Here is a 15,875-nt window from a genome sequence, read left to right on the forward strand (position 1 = left end):
CACACACCACCATGTCTGCCCACCACTCCACCGGCACCCCCCACCACGCCGAAGGCGAGTACGAGGACTTGCTGGGCCTGTGGTCAGACCTGGAATCAGCGCTGTCGGTGCTGCTGTCGCGACCTCTGCAGGTACAGGATTTTGCCGCCAAGGTGCGCCAGTTCGATAGCTGGATGCAGGACCTGGTGGCGCACGACATCGACGCTGCGCTGTACCTGATGTTCCAGCTGGCGTCCACATCCACCGTGGGCTATAGCGCCTCCCATGCGCTGGTGTGCGGCACCTTGTGCCACATCATGGCGCACGAACTGCAGCTGGCACCACGCGAGCGCGACAGCCTGGTGCGCGCGGCCCTCACCATGAACATCGGCATGACGGCCCTGCAGGATGAGCTGGCCGAACAGCGTGAACGCCCGACACCGGTCCAACAAGAGGCCATCAAGAGCCACCCGGAAGAAAGCATGATGCTGCTGGAGCGCCTGTTCATCAACGATGCGCTCTGGCTGGACGTGGTGGGACAACACCATGCCACCGTGGCCGACCGTGTGCCGCTGGCCAACCAGGACCCCGTGGACCGGCTCACACGCGTCCTGGGCACCATCGACCGCTATGCAGCCATGATCAGCCCACGCAAGTCCCGTGCAGGCCGCAGTGCCACCGACTCGGTACGCGCCATCGTCGGGCAGGAGATCGACCAGCGCGATGAGGTGAGCTACACCCTGGTGCGCTCCATCGGCCTTTGCCCGCCAGGGACTTTTGTGAAGCTCGACAACGGCGAGACCGCCATCGTGCTGCGCCGCAGCGAAAAAGCCAATCATCCGCTGGTCGCCAGCCTTCTGGACCGCACCGGCACCCACCACGCGCAGCCCAGCCTGTACCAGACGGCCACCGGAAAACCCCGCATCCAGTCCGCTCTGGCCCGATCGGCCGTGAGCCTGGAGCTCAACCACCGCACCATGGTGCGCCTGGGCCTCTATGCCGCCCAGCACAGCGCCGGGCTCCGGGGGCTGATTTCAGGGCCAGGTTCGCTGTAGAACCTGTCCGTAGAAGAAGCTGAGCAGACGGCACGTGCACCGCAGTCAGCGCGGCGTGCCTTCCCCCTGCGTTTACTTTGGCGACTTGCCTGCACCCTCGGCGTTCGGCTTGGCCTTTTTGCTGCCCAGTCGCGACTCCTTGCCTTCGATCAGGCGCTGGATGTTCTCCTTGTGGCGCCAGGCCAGCAACATGGCCATCACGATGATGGAGCCCGCAATCGTGCCCTCGGCATACCACACCACCCCATCCACCAGCAGGTAATACACCGGCGCAAAGGCGGCAGCCACCAGCGAGGCCAGGGACGAGTAGCGGAAGAAAAACGCGATGATGAGCCAGGTCGCAGCCGTGGCTAGCCCCAGCCAGACGCTGATGCCCAACAGCACGCCCAGCGCAGTGGCAACGCCCTTGCCCCCTTCAAATCGGAAGAACACAGGCCACAGGTGGCCCAGAAAAGCCGCCAGCCCCACCATGGCGACCGTGCCGTCGTCCAGCCCATAGGGCTGACCAAACCACATCACCAACGCCACAGGCAGCCAGCCTTTCATGGCGTCCAACAGCAGTGTGACGATGGCTGCCGCCTTGGAGCCCGAGCGCAGCACGTTGGTGGCGCCGGGGTTCTTGCTGCCATAGGTGCGCGGGTCGCTCAGCCCCATCACACGCGTCACGATGACGGCGAACGACAGCGAGCCCAGCAAGTAGGCGGCCACAGCGGCAAGGATGGGATACACGGCGGTCAAAGTAACTCCTCAAAAATCGGGGGACGGCGGACGGTCTGCCGTGGCGGCCTATTCTGCCAGCGCGCAGTGCACCGGTTTAGCACCCAGCAACTGCACGCACACCTGCGGATCGATCTGCACCAGAAAGCCCCGGCGCCCGCCATTAATGGCAATGCGCGGCAGCGCCAGGATGGTTTCTTCGATGTACACCGGCATGGCGCGCCGCGTGCCAAAGGGCGACGTGCCACCCACCAGGTAGCCGCTGTGGCGGTTGGCGACCTCCGGCGCGCACGGCTCGACCGACTTGGCGCCGATCTGGCGCGCGAGGTTTTTGGTGGAGACCTTGCGATTGCCATGCATCAGCACCAGCAAGGGCTTGGCATCCTGGTCCTGCATGACCAGGGTCTTGACCACCGTGAAGGGGTCGAGGCCTAGCACCTCGGCGCTGTGCATGGCGCCGCCGTGCTCCAGGTATTCGTAGGGGTGCTCAGTGAATGCCACCTTGTTCGCCTTGAGCAACTGGGTGGCTTGGGTCTCGGAGACGTGTTCTTTCTTGGCCATGGTGCGATCCGGGTAGGGAACGAATGGTATCCAGTTGCGCGCCCCCACTGCGAACGGCAGGCAGCCCGAATCAAGGCACCTCGATCACCCGCGCTGCTGTCGTCTTGCGCCGCCCCACCTTGCGCTTGCCGTACTGCTCAATGGCAGCCACCAGCGCCTGCGTGAACTGCTGCACCAGCGCCGACGGTGCCCGCCCTTCCACGGCCAGCACCTGCAAGCGTCGCTGCTGCAGTTGCACCTCGTCAAACGGCCGGGCCGCCAGCAGGCCCGCCTCCACCCAGCGCGCCGCCGTGAGGTAGCTGGCCAGCACCACGTCCTGCCCGCTCAGCAGCGGCAGCAGCGCCGATGAAAAATTGCTCTCCACCGCCGGCACATACCGCAGGCCCTGCACTGCACAGCTCAGGTCAAACAGCTGCCGCCCGGTCGTGTTGCCCGCACCCAGCAGCAGCGGATAGCGCACCACATCGGCCACGCTCACGCTGCGCTGGCGGGCCAGCGGGTGCTGCGCGGGCATGATGGCGTAGATCGGGGCAATGGCCGAATGCAGCACCTGCAAACCTTTCTCGGGCGCCACGCTGTACTTCAGCGCCAGATCAACGTCTCCGCGCTGCACCAGGGCCGACACTTCCTGCGGCACGTCCACCAGCAACTGCAGCTGCACCTGTGGGTGCGTCTGCCGGAACACCGACATCACCAGCGGCATGAAGCTCGCGGCAAAGCCTTCGGTGCAGGCCACCCGCACACGCAAAGCCTGATGGGCCGACAGCCCTTGCAGTTGCTCGACCAATTCTGTGGCCTGCGCATCGTGCGCCGTGGCATGGGCCAGCAGCCGGGTGCCCGCTTCGGTCAGCGCCATGCCACGTGCCTGGCGTTCGAACAGCGTCACGCCCAGGCTGTCTTCCAGCTTGCCCAACTGGCGGCTCACCGCCGATGCTGCCACGTACAGGCGCTGCGCCGCCTGATTGACAGAGCCGGTGCGCGCCACCTCCAGAAAGTAACGCAAGGGCAGGCTGAGCAGTGAAATGGGCATCGTGTACCTACTAACCAAAAGGCAACGCTCAGTTGCCAAATCTCTATCCAGAGCAATGGTAAACCGGCTCCCATCTTGCATGGTTTAAGGCTCCAATTCACCCATGGCTGTGGGTATCAGCGCGATCGCCTTTGCGGTAGTGCTACCAACACCCCACGCATCAACCTCTGGAGCCTGCATGAAAAGCCTTGTCCGAGTCTCTTTGCTGTCCGCCGTCCTGGCCACCTTCGCCAGCGCCAGCACCCTGTCCCTTGCCCAGACGACTGCGCCCTCGGAGGCGTGGCCCCAGCGAACTGTGCGCCTGGTCGCGCCCTTCCCACCCGGGGGCGGCACCGATGCCGTAGCCCGCGCGCTGGGCCAAAAGCTGTCCACACGCCTGGGCAAGCCCGTGGTCATCGACAACAAGCCCGGCGCCTCCACCATCATTGGCTCCGACAGCGTGGTCAAGGCCGAGCCCGACGGCTATACCCTGCTGGTGTCGGGCTCCACCAGCTACACCGTGAACGCTGCGCTGCGGCCCAAGCTGCCGTACGACCCGCTCAAGGATCTGGCGCCTGTGGCCATCGTTGCCCGCGCACCGCTGGTGATCGTGGTCAGCGCCAGCTCGCCCCACAAGGACTTCGCCGCCCTGCTGGCCGCCGCAAAGGCTGCGCCCAAAACTATCAACTACGCCACTTTCGGCTCCGGTTCGGCCCCCCACCTGGTCGGCGCACTGTTGGAGCAGGCCGCTGGCGTGCGCCTGCAGGACGTGCCCTACCGGGGCAGCGCACAGGCCATGATGGGATTGATCGGCGGTGAGATCCAGATGGCCATCGACACCGTGGCCAGTGCCGCACCGCATGTGCGCTCAGGCAAGCTGCGCGCACTGGCCATTGCAGGCAACGAGCGCGCCCGCGCCCTGCCCTCGATTCCTACTGTGCGGGAACTGAAGCTGCCAGACGCAGCCTTTGACGGCTGGTACGCCGTGGCAGCCCCGGCGCGCACGCCCGCGCCCATCTTGGACAAACTGGTGAAAGAAGTCGAGGCCGCCATGCGCGACGTCCAGCTGCAGGACCAGATCCGTGCCCAGGGCATGGAGCCCGTTTTTGTGGGCCCCAAGGCCATGCACGCCGCCATGGAAGACGAGATCGGGCGCTACCGCGCGCTGGCCCACCGCGCACAGATCGCGATGGAGTGACCCCAGCAAGGAGAAAACGATGAACCGAGAGCAACTGATCAACAACGTCCGCCACTACTTCGATGACGGCCGCTTTGCCGATGACCTGCGCCGACGCGTGGCCTGGCGCACCGAAAGCGACACCGGGCAAGTCCCCCCCACGCTGCGCACCTACCTGACCGACGAAATCGTGCCTTGGCTGGAGCCGCTGGGCTTTGACTGCCAGGTGCTCGACAACCCAGATTCCAAGGGTGGCCCGCTGTTGCTGGCCCGCCGGGTAGAAGACCCCGCCTTGCCCACCGTGATGACCTATGGCCACGGCGACGTGGTCAACGGCCAGGACAGCCAATGGCGCGAAGGTCTTTCGCCCTGGGAGCTGACCATTGAAGGTGACCGCTGGTATGGCCGGGGCACCGCCGACAACAAGGGCCAACACACCGTCAGCCTTGCCGCGCTAGCGCACACGCTGGAGGCACGCCAAGGCCGTCTGGGCTACAACGTGACACTGCTCATGGAGATGGGCGAAGAAGCCGGTTCACCCGGCCTGGCCGCATTCTGCGAACAGCACAGGGATGCGCTGAAAGCCGACCTCTTCGTGGCCAGCGACGGCCCCCGGGTGAACGCGGCGCGCCCCACGCTCTTTCTGGGTTCGCGCGGTGCGATCAACTTTTCGCTCGCGGTGCGCAGCCGCGACAAGGCCTACCACTCGGGCAACTGGGGCGGCGTGCTGGCCAACCCGGCTACGGTGCTCACGCACGCGCTGGCCACGTTGGTGGACGCCCAGGGCCGCATTCTGGTCGAGGGCTTGCTACCGCCTGCCGTGCCCGACAAGCTGCGCTCCGCACTGAAAGACGTGGTGATCGGCGCAGGTGTCGATGACCCTGCGCTCACGCCCGGATGGGGCGAACCCGGCCTCACGCCCGCCGAACAACTGGTGGGCTGGAATACGCTGGAAGTGCTGGCTCTGGGTGCGGGCAACGCCCAACGCCCGATCAATGCCATCCCTTCCCAAGCGGTGGCCCATTGCCAGCTGCGCTTTGTAGTGGGCACCGACTGGAAGAACGTGCAAGCCACGCTGCGCGAGCATTTGGACGCGCATGGTTTCAGCCAGGTGGAGATCACCATGGGCATGGTGTGCGGCGCCACCCGGCTCGACCTGCACAACCCATGGGTGGACTGGACGCTGGCGTCGCTACAAGCCAGCGCGGGGCAGCCTGCCACCTTGCTGCCCAACCTGGCGGGCTCTCTGCCCAACGACATCTTTGCGGACCAGCTGGGCCTGCCCACCCTTTGGGTGCCCCACTCGTACCCGGCGTGCGCGCAACATGCGCCCAACGAGCACCTGCTGGCACCTGTGGCCCGCGAAGGGCTGGCCGTGATGGCAGGGCTGTTTTGGGATCTGGGTGAGGCGCAGGGCACACCGTGGAAGGAAGGACGTATCACCGCCGTTGCATAGACACCAGCCGTTCTGACCGACGTAAAAAAGGGGCTGTTCAGCCCCTTTTTGCTATCTGTGCACAGTGATCACAATGCCGGGTCGCGCAGCTCCCAGCGGATGGCGTCGATCTCCTTCAACACCTCTGGCGACAGCGTGGTTCCCCACGCATTCAGGTCTTCATCCAACTGCGCCACCGACGTCACGCCGATGATGGTGCTGGCCACCTGCCACTTGGTGTAGCAGAACGCCAGCGCCATTTGCGTAGGCGTCATGCCATTGGCACGGGCCAGGGCGTTGTAGCGGCGCGATGCCGTGAGCGCCTCGGGGCGGCCCCAGCGCTGCTTGCGCACGGATTCATACGTGGCAATGCGTGCGCCCTGGGGTGCCGATGGGCCGGTGATGCCGCTCTCGTCGTACTTGCCCGTCAGCAAGCCAAAACCCAGCGGTGAGTAGGCGAGCAGCGACACGTTCAGGCGGTGGCAGGTTTCGTCCAGGCCGTTTTCCCAGGTGCGGTTGATCAGGCAATACGGGTTTTGCACCGTGGCCACGCGCGGCAGGCCGTGCTGCTCGGCCAGGCGCACGAATTCATGCACACCATAGGGCGTCTCGTTCGACAGGCCGATGTACCGCACCTTGCCCGCCTTCACCAGCCCCGACAAAGCTTCGAGCTGCTCGCGAATGGGGGTGGTGGAGGTTTCTTTGGAGGGGTCGTAGTACAGGTTGCCAAAGGCGGGCACATGGCGCTCGGGCCAGTGGATCTGGTAGAGGTCGATCACATCGGTCTGCAGGCGGCGCAGGCTGCCCTCGCACGAAGCAACGATATCGGCCGCAGCCATGCCCTTGCCCTCGCGCACCCAGGGCATGCCGCGCGAAGGGCCCGCTACCTTGGTGGCCACCACCAGTTTCTGGCGCGCACCGGGGTTCTTGGCAAACCAGTTGCCGATGATGGTTTCCGTAGCGCCAAAGGTCTCGGCCTTGGCGGGCACCGAGTACATTTCGGCCGTGTCGATGAAGTTCACACCCCTTGCCAGCGAGCGGCTGAGGATGTCGTGGGAATCAGATTCGTCGACCTGTTCACCAAAGGTCATGGTGCCCAGGCAGATAGGGGTGACGTGCAGGTCGCTCTGACCGAGTTGGATATTGTTCATGCGGACTCCGTTGGCAAGCCGCGCAGTTTACGGGTTGCCAGCAAAGTCTGCAGGCTTGGGCTTGTACACCCGCCTCGCAGGGTTTGCCACACACGACATGCGGAAAACCCTGCGGTGTTTTTCTACCGTTCCATCAGCCCGTTCGACGGCAGCGTTTCATCCAGCAGTTTGCGCGCTGTCTCCACCCCTGCCACTGGCAGGCCGTTGGGATCGAGCAACCCCACCTGCACAAGCACACTGGCCTGGTCCCAGTAGATATGCTCGTGGTAGAGCTTGTCGCCGCGAAACTTGACCACCGCCAGCAGCGGTATTTCCACCCGCCGGCCTGTGGGCGCGACGCCGGGCAGCATCCAGGGGATCTCGGTGGTATGGGTGAAACAAAACAGCATTTCATCCACCACCTGCGTGGCGCCCACCGTGCGCGAGATGGGGGTCAGACTGGTATCCGGTGGGTTGCTGTTGACAAAGTGACGGGTGTAGAAGTCGTGCAGATGCCGGTAGCCCACACCGCCCGTCATGGTGGGGATGTGGTTCACATAGGGCTCCGCCACCATGGTGGACATGGTGGCGTCAACATCGCGCGTAGCGAACTCATATTCGCAGTGTTTGTCCCACAGGGCCGAGAGGTCGTAGTGTGGCCCCATTGCGCGTCGCAAGGCAGCCACGCTGCGCTGGTGTGCCATCAGGGCCGACGGCTTGTGGAAGTGGTCGCCACCCACGCGTGCAAACGCATGGTCGGTGCCGGGGTAGATGTACAGCTCCACATTCTCGCGGCCAGAAAGGGCCTGCACGATGGCCTCGCGCGCGGGCGGAGGGCAAAAACCGTCAAGCTCAGCGATGTGCAGCACCAGGCGGCACTGGATATCAGCGGCTTCAGCCAGCGCAGCTTCTATGCCGACGCCGTAGTAGCCCACCGCCACGTCGGCATCGGTACGGCAGGCCGCCAGGTAGGCCAGCTTGCCGCCCAGGCAGAAGCCCAGCACACCCACCTTGCCGCCCTGCGTGCGGACCTCGGGGCGCGCACGCAGCGCCGAGATGGCTGTCTGCAGGTCCTGCACGCCCTTGGCTTCGTCAAAGCCCTGGTAGAGCGCAAATGCGCGCGGCATATCCTTCGCTGCATCGAGTTCAACCGTCGGCTCCTGGCGCCAGAAAAGATCGGGTACCAGCACCACATACCCTTCCTCTGCGTAGTAGTCGGCGACGTCACGCATGGTGCCGTTCACTCCAAAAATTTCCTGTGCAAGCACCAGCCCTGGTCCGCCGCCACTGGCGGGTGTGGCGAGGTAAGCGCGAAAGCTGCCGCTGCCGTCTGCGGCTTCGAGGGTGATCCATTGTCCTGGCATGTTCGGGATCCTTGTAGAGGGTATTAGTGGTTTCAAGAAGGTTCAGGAAGCCGCAGCCCCCGAGGTGGCTTGGGGCGCTGCCACAGCCACGGTGGCATTCTCATGCCGCGCCAACAGTTGCCGGGTGACCACCGCATAGTCCGACGGATCCACTGGCCCCAGCCACTGCTTGAAGCGGGTGAGCACACCAAGCGGCAGCCCCATGTCCTGCAGCAGTTCGTCAATGTTGTGCACCGAGAACGGGATGATGTTGGTGCCTTTGGAATGCTTGCCATCGGTGCGCTCCTCCATCCAGGCCAGGCGCCGGTCGATCTGCGCGTTCATCTGGTCCGGCCGCGGCAGCTGCAGCCCACCGCGCAGGTGGTTGGCCAGCCACAACGCACCGATCTCGCAGTTGAGCTGGCTGAAGAACGAGGAGTTGTAGCCGTTGAACGCCAGGCGCGGCATGGCGACAGGCAGGATGGACCGGTACAGCCGGAAATTGCCGCGCGCATCGGTGACACGCTGCAGCACACTGCTATCGAAGAACGGCACCTGCTGGTGCCAGCCCGTGCCGCAGACCACGATGTCGGCAGGCACCGTTTCACCGTTGCTCAGCACGGCCTGTCCGGGCTTCAGGGTCTGGATGCTCACGCCTTTGCGCACGCCCAATTCGCCAGCGGCCACCTTCTCGTAGAAACCGTCGGTCACCAGGCTCACGGTGCTGCGGGCGATGGTTTCGAGCGGCGTGCCCGGGTGCAGGCCGATCTCGCGGAGCTTGAGTTGGCGCGTGACCACCGATTCCACGCTGCCCAGCATGGAGTTGCGCACCGGCAGGCCCGGGCCGTGCAGGAATTTCTCGAAACCCTTGGGCTCGATGTACTTGAACAGCGCCTCGCCCATGCGCGTGAGCAGCAGGAACTTGAAGTTCAGCACGTTCATGAACTTCTTCGGGATCTTCCAGATGAGGTGGCGCGCGAGCACCGTGGTGCTGGCACTGTCGGCCGCGATGGCATTGGCCACATCGCACGACGACTTGCCGTAGCCCACCACCAGCACATGCTTGCCGCGCGCCTCGTTCGCGTCGTTGAACTGACTGGTATGGCACACGCGCCCGCCTGCAGCCACGAAGGCATCCGCGCCCGGGTACTGCGGCACGGCCGGCTCGCTGAAGATGCCGTTGCACACCACCAGGTAATCAAAGCGATACACCTCGGCCGGCAAGGCGCCGCCCTGCCCAGTCGCTGCGCGGCGCGCCTTCACGGTCCACACACCGGCCTCTTCATCGAGCACCGCGCTCTCCACCGTGGTGGACATGCGCAGGTACGGCACCAGGCCGAAGTGCTCGGCATATGACTGCAGGTAGGCCTGCACCTGCTGGCCCGAGGGCCACTCGGGGTAGCTGGCTGGCATCGGAAAGTCCGACAGCGCATAGGTGGTGCGCGGGTTCTGCGTGGTCAGGCCCGGGTAGCGGCGCGAGGCGGCCCACACGCCGCCCACGTCAGGCTCCTTCTCGAACACCGTCACCTCAAAGCCAAAGGCGCGCAGCACCTTGGCGGTGGAAAGGCCGGCGAAACCGGCACCGATGATGCCTACAGATCGGATGGTCATGGCTGCTCCTTCACGACATGAGTTTGGGGATGGCCGGCTCGTACGACTCGGGCCCCATGGCCGAGTAGCCGCCGTCGCACGCATAGTCGGCGCCGGTCACGAAGCTGGCCAGGTCCGAGCACAGGAAGAGCACCACGTTGGCCACCTCGGCCGGGTCGCCCACGCGGCGCAGCAGGTGGAAGGGCGCGGCCACGCGGTCGGTCTTGGCGCGGTCGCCCCCGGTGAGCTGGTCCATGATGGCTGACCAGGTCCAGCCGGGTGAGACGCTGTTCACGCGTACACCCTCGCCCGCCAGGTCCATGGCCATGCTGCGCGTGAGCTGCACCATGGCCGCCTTACCCACCGGGTAGAGCCAGCGCCCGGTCTGCGCCACGCCTGAGGAGATGCTGGTGAAGTTAACCACCGCCCCGCCCCCAGCCTGCTGGAAATGCGGGCGCACAGCCTTGAGCACCATCACCGCGCTGACCAGGTTGACGTTGAGAGAGGCCAGCCAGTCCGCGCGCGGCGACGCGATGCCGTCGTCCAGATAGGAACATGCCAGGTTCACCAGGTAGTTCACCCCGCCATGGCGCGCGGCGGCCAGGGCCACGCAGGCGGCCACCTGGGCGTCGTCGGTGATGTCGGTGCGGCTGAACAGCACCCCATCGCCCAACTCGTCCGCCAGGGCCTGTCCGGCCTCGGCATTGATGTCGGCCACCACCACCCGCACCCCAGCCTGGTGCAGTGCACGCACCACCCCGGCACCGATGAGGGTGGCGCCCCCGGTCACGATCGCGCTCTTGCCGCGCATGCCTTCAAATCCCTGGACCATGCTGACTCCTGTGGCTATTGCAATGACTGTTGCAGTGCAGCAGCGGTAACACGCCGTCACATCCGCCCCCATGCACCCGGTGCTAACGCTCTTGCGCAGCATCCGAGGCATGCACAAGAATAGAAAAGCAGCCCGCGCATCCGCATCCCGAAAGCGCAGGGCGTATCCCGCAAACGCATGTTTTCGCGCCCCTGCCGTGGCGTGTTTCGTGCTTGCCCAAGAACCAACACCCCACCGGCCAAACCGCATGCACACCGCCCAGCAGAACAGCACCGCGCACCCGCTACCGCTGGAGCGCTATCGGCTGTTCGACAGCCACGACCTTGACGAGGCGCGCGAGTTCGTGGGCCGCGTGTTCTGCCCGCATGACCTGGCCACACTGCGCCCTGGTGCGCAGCTTGACGCCTGCCACCACAGCGTGCCCCTGCACCGCGACGCAAGCCTGAACTACGTGCAGTACGGGCCGGCGGTGCGCATCGAGCCTGGCCACCTGGGCGGTTTCTACCTGCTGCAGATACCGTTGCGCGGTGGTGCCACGGTGCGCTGCGGCGGCCAGGCGGTGGAATCGCATGCGCTCATGGCCTCGCTGCCCTCGCCCACCGAGCCACTGTCCATGCGCTGGCACGAAGACAGCCCGCAGTTCATCGTCAAGATCGACCGCGAGGCCTTGCACGCCCGCCTGTCGGCCCTGCTGCAGGCGCCCATGCAGCAAGCGCTGGTGTTTGACCTGGGGGTGGACCTGGCCAACCCCGCGCTCATGGGCATGGCCAGCTTTATCGCCTACCTGCGCTCGGCGGTGGAGACCAATGCCTTCCTGCTGGGCCACCCGGTGCTGGCCGAGCAGGCCGAGAACCACCTGCTCACCAGCCTGCTACTCAGCACAGGACATAACTACTCAGCGGCACTGGCCTCGGGTGCATTCAATTCTGGCGCAGTGCCCACGGTGCTGCCGCGCGTGGTCAAGCGTGCGCAGGAGTACATGCACAGCCAGTTGGAACAACCCATCACCCTGGCCGATGTGTGCGCGCATGTGGGCGTCAGCGCCCGCTCGCTGCAGCAGACCTTTGCGCAATGCACGGGAAAAAGCCCCATGGCCTTCCTTCGGGATTTGCGGCTTGATGCCGCCCGCACAGCGCTGCAAAGCAAAGTTGCAGAACGGGCACCGCAGGTGTCGGACATCGCCGCGCGCTATGGATTTTTTCACCTCGGCCACTTTGCAGAAGGCTACCGCCGGCGCTTCGGCGAGACGCCCTCAGAGACACGCCAGCGTCTTGGCCCACCGCACTGATCTGCGCTCACCCCGGCTGTGCCACGAAGGCATCCGCAAAGAACCGGGTAAGCTGCAACCCGGCCACGGCCGTAAAGTCGCGCCGCGCGGCATTCACCATGGCGGGCGCACCGCAGGCATACACCTCATGCTGCGACAAATCGGGATGGTCTTGCAACACGGCCTGATGTACCCAGCCCCTACGCGCCGTCCAACCATCGGCTTCGGGGGAGTCTGACAGCACCGGCACATAGGTCAGACGTCCTTTCAATGCCTGTTCCCATTCCTTGCAGAGGTCATCCAGATACAGGTCCTGCCGCGCGCGGCCGCCCCAGGTTGGCATATCGAAACGTGCCACGCACCGAAGGAAACTGCGCCTTGGCAAAGGCCTTGATAAGAGCCTCCTTGTCGCTCACCTTGCCGCCCACGGCCTTCACAGCGGCGTCCATGGCGGCAATCACGTCATAAGCCTGAGCTGCGTAGATGGAAGGATAGCGGCCGCCGTATTCCTTGCGAAAGGCGGTCACAAAGGCCTTGTTGGGCGCGTTGTCCATGTCATGCGCCCAGTGTGTGGTGTTGAACAGGCCCAACATCGGTTCGCCCACCGCACCGATGATGTCTTCGTCGGCCGAAAAACCGCTGGTGACCAGCGTGATGTCCTTGGACAGGCCTGCGCCCACAAACTGCTTGATGAAGTTGATGCCCATGGCACCTGGCAAAAAGAAATACACCGCATCAGGCTTGGCCGCGCGCAGCTGGGCAAGCTCGGTGGCGTAGTCGATCTGCCCGACCTTGGTGTAGATCTCGTCGGCCACCGGGCCCTTGTACTTGCGCTTGAAGCCGGTGATGCTGTCCTTGCCCGCCGGGTAGTTGGGCGCCATCACCACCATGCGGCCAAATTTCTGATCGGCAGCAAACTGCCCAGCTGCCTCGTGGAACTGGTCATTCTGGTAGGCCGTGCCGAAGAAATACGCGTTGCACTGGGCGCCTGCGAGCTGGCTGGGACCGGCGTTGTTCGAGAGGTAAGGCACCTTGGCCGCGAACAGCGAAGGCGCCACCGCCAGCGCCACGTTCGACGCGATGGGGCCGGTGAAAAGGTCGATTTTCTCGCGCTGCACAAAGCGGTCCACCAGCTGCTTGGCCTGGTCGGGGCTGCCGGCCATGTCGGTTTGCACAAACTCGACCGGTTGGCCGCCCAGCTTGCCCCCGAGCTGCTTGATCGCCAGGGCAAAGCCGTCACGCGCCTCGGCACCGGGGCCTGCAAATGGGCCCGAGATATCGAGCGCCATGCCGACCTTGATGGGGCCGGACTGCGCAATCGCAGATACGCAAGTGCAGGCCGCGAAGGCCACCAGAGCCGTCAGGCGTGCCACAACGTGCACGCGAGAGGATGAGCGAAATGTGAGAGCCATCTTGAGTCCTTGTCTAACAACGTTCAAAAGAAAATCGGTGTGCACTACACGCCCACCTCGACCCGCCCCGCCACCACGCGCACCGGGAACGTGCGCACCGCTTCGGTGACCGGTGCCTTGCAGGGAGCGCCCGTGCGGATGTCGAAGGTGCCCTGATGCAAGGGGCATTCCACACAGCCGTCTTCCACGTAGCCATCGGACAACTTGGCGGCACCGTGGGTGCACAGGTCGTACAGGGCGTACAAGCCCTCTCCTTCGCGGAACACCGCCACGGGCAGTCCGCCCGCCACCACGGGCCAGACGGCGCCGTCCGGGAAGTCATCGGGTTCGCCCACGTCGTGCCAGGCGGCGCAGGTGTGCCCGGTGGTCTCAATGTCTGTGGTTGTTTGCATGGTGGATCTCAGATGGGGGTGGCCAACAAGGTGGGCACGCGCAAGGTGTCGTACACCACCCGCTTGCTGCGGTAGCGCCACTCGCCTTCGTGTTGCACCACCTCATCGAGGTAGGTGCCCGCCTGGTACACGCTGGAATCCCCGGCCTGGCCGGTGATCACCACGATGTAGCTCGACTGCGTGCGCACCATGCCGTCCTCCACACTGGTGATGACCAGGCCCGACGTGGCGTGGCGATAGGCATGGTCTTCAAAGATGTTGGCGTGGCGCAGGGAGAGCACACGGTCGCGCAACATGCCGGCGTTGCGGCAGTACACGATGGGCGCAGGAAAGCCCGCGTCGAAGTTCTCCTTGGGGATGATTTCGTAGCGGCAGTCCTCCACAAAAAAGCCAGGCCAGTCTTCAAGCCGGTTGGTGTCCAGCGCGCTCACATAGCGGTGCTGCAGCTCCAGCAGCTCGGTCCACAGTTGCAGTCGTTGTAGTTGTGTTGTCATCTCGGTGGTTCCTCAATAGCCCATCAGCTTCTGGTAGCCCACCCAGAAGCGGCGGATCAGGTTTTCGGTGATGACGGTGTCTTGCTGGTCTGGCGCTTCGCGCGCCATGGCGATGTAGGAGTGCTTGTCGCCATCGCGCACCGTGCCCCGCTGCACCAGCTCGGTGGCCTCGGTGTCTTCCATCGAGATATAGCCCGCAGGCCCCACCAGGTTGGCCTGCAGCAGGCGCAGCTCGCGCATCTCGGGCGTGTCGTCCTCGTAGCCAAAAAAATGAAACACCAGCTCGAAGTTGCTGGGCCCCTTGGGCAGCAACTGGCGCGCCACCAGCGTGTTGTGGATTTGCTGCACCACCAGCTGCGGAAAGATGGGCTGGATGTGGTTGGTGGTCATCTCATCGAACTCCTTGATCTGCCCCAGCAGCGTCGGGTCTTCGAGCGCAAAGCCTTCGTCCATCGAGCGGATGTTCTGCGCGCTGTAGGCCGCAGCGGTGTCCGTCTCCACCTCAGGCTTGGTCACGGTGATGATGCTGTGCAGGCCGTGGTTCGCATCCGGGATGGAGCGCGCCTTCATCCCCACGCGGAAGATGTTGAAGGTGGTGTGGAACAGGTGCAGCAGGCTGGCGTGGTAAGGGTCTTTGACGTTCTCGAAGTACAGCTTCCAGTTCGACTTGGAGTACTGCCGCGTGCAGCCCAGGTAGACGATGGGCTTGTGGAAGATGCGGTCGATCCATGGGCGCATCTCGGCGCCCAGGTAGTCAGGCAGTGGTGGGGTTTCGCCGCTGAAGGTGGCAAACAGCAGCCCCTTGTAGCTGTCCACGCGCAGCTTGTGCAGGTTGTGTTCTTCGGGCTTGAAGTCCTTGGGCATGCCCACCATGCCCTTTTGGCCCCGGCGAAACGGCACACCCTGCAGGTCGCCATTGGCCGCAAAGCTCCACTGGTGGTACACGCAGGTGTGGCTGGCGGCATTGCCGCGCTTTTCGCGGCACACCATGGCGCCACGGTGCGCGCAGCGGTTGACCCAGCACGAAAGGCCTTCAGGGGTGCGGGTGACCACCACGGGCGTATCGCCAATGAACGTGGATTTGAAGTCACCCACATTGGGGATCTCGGCCTCCAGGCCCAGAAAGCTCCACACGGGGCCACGGAAGATGCGCTCCTGCTCGCGGTCATAGACCTCTTGCGCGCTGAACACGCGGTACGGCACGTTGGAGCCATCAGGCTGCGGGAAAAACACCTGGCGCTGGGCCTTCAGCGAGGCGGGTGGTGCGACTTCAACAACGGGGATTTCAGACATGGGCAACACCTCTTGGATGGGGATACCTCCATGCTAAAAATCGAAGCACACTCGCGCTATCCAGTATCGGCACAGTGCGCGCAACGCCTGTCCGGTTCTTGCAAATCTGATGCAAGTTGTGCAACGCCGGAGCATGCGGCAGCCCCTGCGCCACGCAGGCGACTGCAGCAGTCGGGGTGGCCAGTGAAA

General features: G+C 64.6%; 16 protein-coding genes. 4 read left to right on the forward strand and 12 right to left on the reverse strand.

What is annotated here, in order from left to right; all coding sequences use genetic code 11:
- Positions 1 to 11: 11 nt before the first annotated feature.
- Positions 12 to 1,034, forward strand: a complete 1,023-nt coding sequence (locus EXV95_RS06715; RefSeq protein WP_055402593.1) for an HD-GYP domain-containing protein — start codon at positions 12 to 14, stop codon at positions 1,032 to 1,034.
- Positions 1,035 to 1,106: 72 nt separating this feature from the next.
- Here the strand turns inward: EXV95_RS06715 and plsY are convergent, their stop codons facing one another.
- From plsY to EXV95_RS06730, 3 genes are all read right to left on the reverse strand, one after another.
- Positions 1,107 to 1,772: a glycerol-3-phosphate 1-O-acyltransferase PlsY gene (gene plsY, locus EXV95_RS06720; protein WP_121420437.1), complete on the reverse strand. Its 666-nt coding sequence runs from the start codon at positions 1,770 to 1,772 to the stop codon at positions 1,107 to 1,109.
- 48 nt (positions 1,773 to 1,820) lie between these two features.
- Positions 1,821 to 2,312 carry an aminoacyl-tRNA deacylase gene (locus EXV95_RS06725; protein WP_055402597.1) on the reverse strand — a complete coding sequence of 164 codons (492 nt, stop codon included), beginning with the start codon at positions 2,310 to 2,312 and terminating at the stop codon, positions 1,821 to 1,823.
- Positions 2,313 to 2,382: 70 nt separating this feature from the next.
- Positions 2,383 to 3,342, reverse strand: a complete 960-nt coding sequence (locus EXV95_RS06730; protein ID WP_176886283.1) for a LysR family transcriptional regulator — start codon at positions 3,340 to 3,342, stop codon at positions 2,383 to 2,385.
- 178 nt (positions 3,343 to 3,520) lie between these two features.
- Here EXV95_RS06730 and EXV95_RS06735 point away from each other — a divergent pair, with 178 nt between their 5' ends.
- Positions 3,521 to 4,519 carry a tripartite tricarboxylate transporter substrate binding protein gene (locus EXV95_RS06735; RefSeq protein ID WP_176886284.1) on the forward strand — a complete coding sequence of 333 codons (999 nt, stop codon included), beginning with the start codon at positions 3,521 to 3,523 and terminating at the stop codon, positions 4,517 to 4,519.
- A 19-nt stretch (positions 4,520 to 4,538) separates the two neighbouring features.
- Entirely contained in the window at positions 4,539 to 5,954 is a 1,416-nt protein-coding gene (locus tag EXV95_RS06740; RefSeq protein WP_176886285.1) for a M20 family metallopeptidase, read from the forward strand.
- 68 nt (positions 5,955 to 6,022) lie between these two features.
- On the opposite strand, the gene EXV95_RS06745 is transcribed toward EXV95_RS06740, so the two are convergent.
- From EXV95_RS06745 to EXV95_RS06760, 4 genes are all read right to left on the reverse strand, one after another.
- Positions 6,023 to 7,084: an aldo/keto reductase gene (locus EXV95_RS06745; protein WP_176886286.1), complete on the reverse strand. Its 1,062-nt coding sequence runs from the start codon at positions 7,082 to 7,084 to the stop codon at positions 6,023 to 6,025.
- Between the two features lie 122 nt (positions 7,085 to 7,206).
- Positions 7,207 to 8,427 carry a dienelactone hydrolase family protein gene (locus EXV95_RS06750; RefSeq protein ID WP_176886287.1) on the reverse strand — a complete coding sequence of 407 codons (1,221 nt, stop codon included), beginning with the start codon at positions 8,425 to 8,427 and terminating at the stop codon, positions 7,207 to 7,209.
- A gap of 42 nt (positions 8,428 to 8,469) precedes the next feature.
- Complete coding sequence (locus tag EXV95_RS06755; RefSeq protein ID WP_176886288.1) at positions 8,470 to 10,017, reverse strand: NAD(P)/FAD-dependent oxidoreductase; 1,548 nt, start codon at positions 10,015 to 10,017, stop codon at positions 8,470 to 8,472.
- Between the two features lie 10 nt (positions 10,018 to 10,027).
- Entirely contained in the window at positions 10,028 to 10,828 is an 801-nt protein-coding gene (locus tag EXV95_RS06760) for an SDR family oxidoreductase (protein WP_176886289.1), read from the reverse strand.
- Between the two features lie 247 nt (positions 10,829 to 11,075).
- On the opposite strand from EXV95_RS06760, the gene EXV95_RS06765 reads away from it, so the two are divergent.
- Positions 11,076 to 12,116: an AraC family transcriptional regulator gene (locus tag EXV95_RS06765; protein ID WP_176886290.1), complete on the forward strand. Its 1,041-nt coding sequence runs from the start codon at positions 11,076 to 11,078 to the stop codon at positions 12,114 to 12,116.
- 7 nt (positions 12,117 to 12,123) lie between these two features.
- Here the strand turns inward: EXV95_RS06765 and EXV95_RS06770 are convergent, their stop codons facing one another.
- The 5 genes from EXV95_RS06770 to andAc are packed head-to-tail and all read right to left on the reverse strand — an operon-like array spanning position 12,124 to position 15,686.
- Complete coding sequence (locus tag EXV95_RS06770; protein WP_176886291.1) at positions 12,124 to 12,438, reverse strand: hypothetical protein; 315 nt, start codon at positions 12,436 to 12,438, stop codon at positions 12,124 to 12,126.
- Positions 12,392 to 13,507, reverse strand: a complete 1,116-nt coding sequence (locus EXV95_RS06775) for an ABC transporter substrate-binding protein (protein WP_176886292.1) — start codon at positions 13,505 to 13,507, stop codon at positions 12,392 to 12,394. The genes EXV95_RS06770 and EXV95_RS06775 overlap by 47 nt, the downstream gene beginning before the upstream one ends.
- Positions 13,508 to 13,551: 44 nt before the next feature.
- Positions 13,552 to 13,899 carry an anthranilate 1,2-dioxygenase ferredoxin subunit AndAb gene (andAb, locus tag EXV95_RS06780; protein ID WP_176886293.1) on the reverse strand — a complete coding sequence of 116 codons (348 nt, stop codon included), beginning with the start codon at positions 13,897 to 13,899 and terminating at the stop codon, positions 13,552 to 13,554.
- 8 nt (positions 13,900 to 13,907) lie between these two features.
- Positions 13,908 to 14,393 (reverse strand): anthranilate 1,2-dioxygenase small subunit AndAd, encoded by a 486-nt coding sequence (andAd, locus tag EXV95_RS06785; RefSeq protein ID WP_176886294.1) that lies wholly within the window; start codon positions 14,391 to 14,393, stop codon positions 13,908 to 13,910.
- Positions 14,394 to 14,405: 12 nt separating this feature from the next.
- The gene (gene andAc, locus EXV95_RS06790; protein ID WP_055402630.1) at positions 14,406 to 15,686 is read right to left on the reverse strand and encodes an anthranilate 1,2-dioxygenase large subunit AndAc; all 1,281 of its coding nucleotides are present in this window, start codon (positions 15,684 to 15,686) and stop codon (positions 14,406 to 14,408) included.
- Positions 15,687 to 15,875: the final 189 nt, after the last annotated feature.

It is taken from the genome of Acidovorax sp. JMULE5 (assembly GCF_013376875.1).
Taxonomy (GTDB): Bacteria; Pseudomonadota; Gammaproteobacteria; order Burkholderiales; family Burkholderiaceae_C; genus Acidovorax; species Acidovorax facilis.

Bases quoted from the DNA above. Each gene is read 5' to 3' on its own strand.
- EXV95_RS06735 (WP_176886284.1), top strand. From the start codon at position 3,521: ATGAAAAGCCTTGTCCGAGTCTCTTTGCTGTCCGCCGTCCTGGCCACC.
- EXV95_RS06740 (WP_176886285.1), top strand. From the start codon at position 4,539: ATGAACCGAGAGCAACTGATCAACAACGTCCGCCACTACTTCGATGAC.
- EXV95_RS06755 (WP_176886288.1), bottom strand. From the start codon at position 10,017: ATGACCATCCGATCTGTAGGCATCATCGGTGCCGGTTTCGCCGGCCTT.
- andAc (WP_055402630.1), bottom strand. From the start codon at position 15,686: ATGTCTGAAATCCCCGTTGTTGAAGTCGCACCACCCGCCTCGCTGAAG.
- EXV95_RS06765 (WP_176886290.1), top strand. From the start codon at position 11,076: ATGCACACCGCCCAGCAGAACAGCACCGCGCACCCGCTACCGCTGGAG.
- andAb (WP_176886293.1), bottom strand. From the start codon at position 13,899: ATGCAAACAACCACAGACATTGAGACCACCGGGCACACCTGCGCCGCC.
- EXV95_RS06745 (WP_176886286.1), bottom strand. From the start codon at position 7,084: ATGAACAATATCCAACTCGGTCAGAGCGACCTGCACGTCACCCCTATC.
- EXV95_RS06730 (WP_176886283.1), bottom strand. From the start codon at position 3,342: ATGCCCATTTCACTGCTCAGCCTGCCCTTGCGTTACTTTCTGGAGGTG.
- EXV95_RS06760 (WP_176886289.1), bottom strand. From the start codon at position 10,828: ATGGTCCAGGGATTTGAAGGCATGCGCGGCAAGAGCGCGATCGTGACC.
- andAd (WP_176886294.1), bottom strand. From the start codon at position 14,393: ATGACAACACAACTACAACGACTGCAACTGTGGACCGAGCTGCTGGAG.
- EXV95_RS06715 (WP_055402593.1), top strand. From the start codon at position 12: ATGTCTGCCCACCACTCCACCGGCACCCCCCACCACGCCGAAGGCGAG.
- EXV95_RS06770 (WP_176886291.1), bottom strand. From the start codon at position 12,438: ATGCCAACCTGGGGCGGCCGCGCGCGGCAGGACCTGTATCTGGATGAC.
- EXV95_RS06725 (WP_055402597.1), bottom strand. From the start codon at position 2,312: ATGGCCAAGAAAGAACACGTCTCCGAGACCCAAGCCACCCAGTTGCTC.
- EXV95_RS06775 (WP_176886292.1), bottom strand. From the start codon at position 13,507: ATGGCTCTCACATTTCGCTCATCCTCTCGCGTGCACGTTGTGGCACGC.
- EXV95_RS06750 (WP_176886287.1), bottom strand. From the start codon at position 8,427: ATGCCAGGACAATGGATCACCCTCGAAGCCGCAGACGGCAGCGGCAGC.